Annotated in this window: 3 protein-coding genes and 1 pseudogene; 1 reads left to right on the top strand and 3 read right to left on the bottom strand. The window is 63.5% G+C overall.

From position 1 onward, the window contains the following. Both EN749_RS31270 and EN749_RS31265 read right to left on the bottom strand, forming a co-directional pair. Positions 1–115 (bottom strand): annotated as a pseudogene (locus EN749_RS31270) (sugar ABC transporter permease); the annotation flags it as partial. Positions 116–196: 81 nt separating this feature from the next. Continuing rightward, on the bottom strand, positions 197–1,435 hold the full coding sequence (locus EN749_RS31265) for an ABC transporter substrate-binding protein (RefSeq protein ID WP_127382134.1): 1,239 nt from the start codon (positions 1,433–1,435) through the stop codon (positions 197–199). A 404-nt stretch (positions 1,436–1,839) separates the two neighbouring features. Between EN749_RS31265 and EN749_RS31260 the strand changes: the two genes are divergently transcribed. Beyond that, positions 1,840–2,895: a LacI family DNA-binding transcriptional regulator gene (locus EN749_RS31260; protein WP_128364601.1), complete on the top strand. Its 1,056-nt coding sequence runs from the start codon at positions 1,840–1,842 to the stop codon at positions 2,893–2,895. A 9-nt stretch (positions 2,896–2,904) separates the two neighbouring features. Here the strand turns inward: EN749_RS31260 and gndA are convergent, their stop codons facing one another. Beyond that, positions 2,905–4,332 (bottom strand): NADP-dependent phosphogluconate dehydrogenase, encoded by a 1,428-nt coding sequence (gene gndA / locus EN749_RS31255; protein ID WP_128364600.1) that lies wholly within the window; start codon positions 4,330–4,332, stop codon positions 2,905–2,907. Between the last annotated feature and the right edge of the window lie 145 nt (positions 4,333–4,477).

Genomic DNA, 4,477 nt, shown 5'->3' with positions numbered 1-4,477 from the left:
CCGTCCAAACGGTGCCGCCGACGAAAACCACCATGGCGGTGAGGATCATCGGGATCGAGGCGACCTTCGCATTGAGGTTGCGGAACAGAAGGTTGGGGCGTGCGCTCTTGCTCATCTCGTCAGCCGGCTGGGTAAGGGCGGTGCATTCCCGGCCCTGCATTCGCAAGGCCGGGAGCGAGGCGGGTTGCCTCCAGCGTCAGTCCGCCGAAGCGATGAGGTCGGCGAAGCGCTTCTGCGCGTCTTCGACGGTCAGTTCCGGCTTGGCGAAGAATTCGGCGAAAAGGTCTTCCTTCTGTTTCTGGGTGTCCTGCGAAAGCAGTTGGTCCGTCCACGGCATGACGGCGCCCTTGGCAAGGATGGCGAGGCCCTTCTTCATGCAATCGTTGGCCGCATTGAGATCGACGTCGCCGCGCACCGGCAGGGATCCCTTCTTCAGATTGAAGGCAACCTGCGTCTTGGGATCGAGCAGCGTCTCGGCCAGCACCTCCTGCGCCTTGCTCTTGTCGGCATCCTTGAGCAGCGGGAAGTAGAAGGCGTCACCGCCCGTGGCTATTACCTCGTTCAGCCCAAGGCCTGGCAGGCAGGTGTAATCCTTGCCCGCGGTCTTGCCGGCAACCTGAAACTCGCCCTGTGCCCAGTCCCCCATGATCTGGCCAGCGGCCTTGCCGGTGATGACCAGGTTGGTCGCCTGGTTCCAGTCCTGCACATTGGTGTTCTTCGCCATCTTGCGGGCATCGTCCGCGGCCTTGAAGACCTTGGCGACTTCGGGCCCGGCGGCGAACTTGGCATCCTTGTCCTTGTAGACCTTGAGGAATGTGTCCGTGCCGCCCACAGCCGCAAGCAGGACGTCGAAGGCACCGGAGGATTGCCAGGCCTGTCCGCCGACGGCGAGCGGGATGATGCCGGCCTTTTCCAGCGCCGGCGCTGCCGCCACGAATTCATTCCAGTCCTTCGGCAACGGCACGCCAGCCTTCTCGAAGGCCTCGTTGGACAGCCACAACCACTGCCAGGAATGGATGTTGACGGGCACGCAATAGATCTTGCCGTCGATGGTGCAGCCGTCGAGCAGGCTCTTCGGCCGGACGACATCAGTCCACTTGCCCTTGGTGGCGACGTCGGTGAGGTCGCGCATCAGGCCGGCCTGCACCAGTTCTTCCGCCTGCCGGCCATGGTTGAATTGCGTGGCGCCCATCGGATCGCCACCGGTGATGCGGCTGATCATGATTGGCCGCGCCGTGCCGCCGGAGCCGGCAATGGCGCCGTCCACCCAGTGGTTGCCGGTCGCATCGAATGCCTTGGCAAGTTCCGCAACCGCCGCCGCCTCGCCGCCCGACGTCCACCAATGGGTGACTTCCAGGTCCGTCGCGGCCGCCTGGCCGGCAAACTGCAACGCGGCCGTCGCTGCCAGCGCAGCGGTCAAAAGTTTGTATCGCATTTCGGCTCCTCCCAGAATCTGAAACGTTACAGATTTTCGATACGGCAATTGCGCGGGCTGTGCAACCCATCAACGAAGCACCCTCGATATTTTTTCGGGCTGCGAACAAATTCGCATGGATGATCGCGCTTCTCATGCACTGCAGCAAGGTTTGCTGCGGCGCAAACACCGAAATGCCGCCTGATACGGGCAAAAAGGCGGCGGCAGAGGCAATTTCTCCTGGAATCCCAAGCGTTTCGCAAAAGAACCATCCACCTCGTGGGCGAGGGACATGTAACTCGATATGGCAATCTGTAACGTTTCAGGGTATTGAGACTTTACCGGGGCTGGAACGCATATCGTATCGCCATGACGGCGATTGCCGACATGGCTCGCGGCTGCTATGCGCCTGACGGGCGGGACGAATGGACAGACAGCATACGGACAAGAGCGGGGAGACCTCGGCACAGGGACGGCCGACGTTGAAGACGCTTGCCTTCATGACCGGGCTCGGCGTCACCACCGTGTCACGCGCCTTGAAGGATGCCCCGGAAATCGGCGCCGAAACCAGGCGCCGCGTCCAGCTCGTCGCCAAGCAGATCGGCTACCGGCCGAACCGCGCCGGCGTGCGTCTGCGCACCGGCAGGACCAATGTCATCAGCCTCGTGCTCAACACTGACCGCGAGATCATGAGCTTTGTCTCGGACATCATCTACGGCGTTTCGGAAGTGCTCGCCGAAACGCCCTATCACCTGATCGTCACGCCCTATTCCCGCTCGCAGGATCCGATGGAGCCGATCCGCTATCTCGTCGAGACCGGCTCGGCCGACGGCGTCATCATTTCGCGCACCCAACCGAACGATCCGCGCGCCCGCTACATGCTCGAGCACGGCATGCCCTTTGCCACGCATGGCCGCACCGACATGGGCCTCGTCCATCCCTACCATGACTTCGACAACCATGTTTTCGCGATGGAGGCCGTGCGCCGCCTGGCGAGCATGGGCAGGCACAAGCTGGCGCTTCTGTCGCCGCCGCCCGGGCTGACCTATTATGGCCACACGCTGAACGGCTTTGCCGATGCGCTGAGCGAGGTCGGAGCCAGCGAAATTCCGTTCAACACCGTTTCCATCGATCACACGATCGAGCAGATCAGGACCAGGACCGCGCAGGTGATGCGCCGCGAAAACAGGCCGGACGGCTTCGTCAGCAGCGCTGCCGCCGCGACACTGGCGATCGTCGCCGGCATCGAGGATGCCGGCCTCAAGCTTGGCCGCGACGTCGATGTCGTGTCCAAGCAGTCGTCGGACCTGTTGCACCTGTTCCGGCCGGAATTGCTCGTCGTCAACGAGAACTTCCGCCTGGCCGGTTCCGATCTTGCCCGCTCCGTGCTCGGCTGGATCGGCGGCGCCGCACCCGGCTCGTTGCAGCGCCTGGTCGCCACCAGCGAGGTTCAGGCGTTCAGCCCGCCGGTTTCCGTTTAGGCCCTTGGGCTAGCCAGCCGCACCGCTCCCCCACGGCCCGTGGAAAGCGCCCTTGTCGTCGATGCGCTCGAAGCCGTGCGCGCCGAAGAAGTCGCGCTGCGCCTGGATCAGGTTCGAGGTGCCGCGGCCCTGGCGGTAGCTGTCGAAATAGGCAAGTGCGGAAGACAGCGCCGGAACCGGCGAACCGGCCTCCGAAGCCCTCGCCACGATGCGGCGCAGCGACGGATGCGCTTCCTGCATCAGCGCGATGAAGGCCGGAGCCATCAGAAGGTTGGTCGAGGCGCCGCCCTTGCTGAAGGCTTCCGCCATGGTGTCGAGCATCTGCGAGCGGATGATGCAGCCGGCGCGCCAGATCCTGGCGATGGTCGGCATCGGCAGGTTCCAGTTGAATTCCTTGGAGGCGCCGCTCATCACCGCGAATCCTTGGGCGTAGGCGGCGATCTTGCCGGCGAACAGCGCCAGTTCCAGATCTTTCAGCAGGGCATCCTTGTCACCTGAAATCTTCGTGACGCCGGCATTGCCATAGGCCTTTTCCGCCGCCAGCCGCTCGTCCTTGATCGATGATAGAACGCGTGCCGCCACCGCCGCCTCGATCGCCGTCGCCGGAATGCCGAGTTGCTGCGCCTCGATGACCGACCATTTGCCGGTGCCCTTCTGGCCGGCGCGGTCGAGGATGATGTCGACCGCCGGCTTGCCGGTCTTCGGATCGTCTGATGCCAGCACCTTGGCGGTGATCTCGATCAGGTAGGAGTTGAGCCGGCCCTTGTTCCAGTTGGCAAACACCGCGCCGATCTCTTTCGGGCCCATGCCCAGGCCGTCGCGCAGGATGCCGTAGATCTCGGCGATCATCTGCATGTCGGCATATTCGATGCCGTTATGGATGGTCTTGACGAAATGCCCGGCGCCGTCGGTGCCGAGCCATGCCGCGCAGGGTTCGTCCTTGAACTTGGCGGAGATCGCCGTCAGCACCTTCTCGACGCGCTTCCATGAGTCCTCCGTGCCGCCGACCATGATCGACGGCCCGTGGCGCGCGCCCTCCTCGCCACCGGACACGCCCATGCCGATGAAGGTGAGGTCCGAGCCGGAAAGCTCGGAGAAGCGCCGCATCGTGTCGCGGAAATTGGCGTTGCCGGCATCGATGACGATGTCATTGGCCGACAGAACGCCGCGCAGCGCAGCGATCTGTTCGTCGACCGGCTTGCCGGCCAGCACCATGATGATGATCGGGCGCGGCGGCCGGATGGCGGCGGCAAGCTCTTCCAGGCTGTAGCAGGGCACGACCATGTCCCTGAGCGCGCCGGCGTTCTCGATGAAAGCGTCGGTGCGCGCCCTGGTGCGGTTGAAGACAGCGATGCGGTGCCCGTGCTCGGCGATGTTGAGCGCCAGGTTGGAGCCCATCGTGCCAAGGCCGATCAGGCCGATTTCGGCATTTTCCATCGTTTCTTCCCTGCTTTCGGATCTTGTTGGTTCGAGCCCGCGATTTGCGGGGATGCCCATTCATCACGGGATGCCATTCTTCACGGGATGCCATTCTTCACGGGATGCCATTCTTCACGGGATGCCATTCTTCACGGGATGCCAT

Origin of the sequence: Mesorhizobium sp. M7A.F.Ca.ET.027.02.1.1 (assembly GCF_004022985.1) — a bacterium.
Taxonomy (GTDB): Bacteria; Pseudomonadota; Alphaproteobacteria; order Rhizobiales; family Rhizobiaceae; genus Mesorhizobium.
Note: the sequence above shows the minus strand (reverse complement) of the source record. Positions and strands in the feature narration are given on the sequence as shown.

Excerpts from the sequence above, each read along its gene's own strand:
- EN749_RS31265 (WP_127382134.1), bottom strand. The coding sequence starts at position 1,435 with ATGCGATACAAACTTTTGACCGCTGCGCTGGCAGCGACGGCCGCGTTG.
- gndA (WP_128364600.1), bottom strand. The coding sequence starts at position 4,332 with ATGGAAAATGCCGAAATCGGCCTGATCGGCCTTGGCACGATGGGCTCC.
- EN749_RS31260 (WP_128364601.1), top strand. The coding sequence starts at position 1,840 with ATGGACAGACAGCATACGGACAAGAGCGGGGAGACCTCGGCACAGGGA.